This is a genomic window from Streptomyces sp. WM6386 (genome assembly GCF_000972385.1).
In the GTDB taxonomy this organism is placed as follows: Bacteria; Actinomycetota; Actinomycetes; order Streptomycetales; family Streptomycetaceae; genus Streptomyces.
Genome location: NZ_JXTE01000500.1, coordinates 1 through 444 on the forward strand (window position 1 = coordinate 1; position 444 = coordinate 444).

The window sequence follows — 444 nt, forward strand, 5'->3', positions numbered from 1 at the left end:
CGTGCTTTTTCATCGAGGTGGCGCGGCAAAACGGCGGAACCCCAGAATTATCGGGCGGGATGGTGCTCCTCGCCTGCGGCACGAAAAATAAGCCTCTTTTCCCTGATGAACGATCAGAAGAGGGCAGGCAAGAAAAGGCACTCCGAGACAGTGAAAAGGTTCAGTATGGGGTGCAAAGCAGTGATGCGCTGGGGGTCTCGGGACAGGACATCGTAATCATTGGCGGCGGTGACACCGCAGAACAGGCCGCTCGACTGTTCAAGCGATCCGGTAGCGCATCAGTCACCCTACTCACCGAAGAAATTAGGTCTCGACGACTTTCCAGATTGAACAGGGAAGACGGGATTATTGTCAAAAAGGCAGGGGTGCTCGATTTCGTAGACGAAGGGACACGCGTCGGCGTAAAAGTTAAACCCGGAAAAGGCCTCGAGAAGAAATACACCG

The 444-nt window shown here is 54.3% G+C and carries 1 protein-coding gene; it reads left to right on the top strand.

Annotated features, from left to right (window positions below; all coding sequences use genetic code 11):
• Window positions 1-444: FAD-dependent oxidoreductase (locus TN53_RS47685; protein ID WP_199924766.1), on the top strand; the 444-nt coding region annotated here is incomplete at both ends.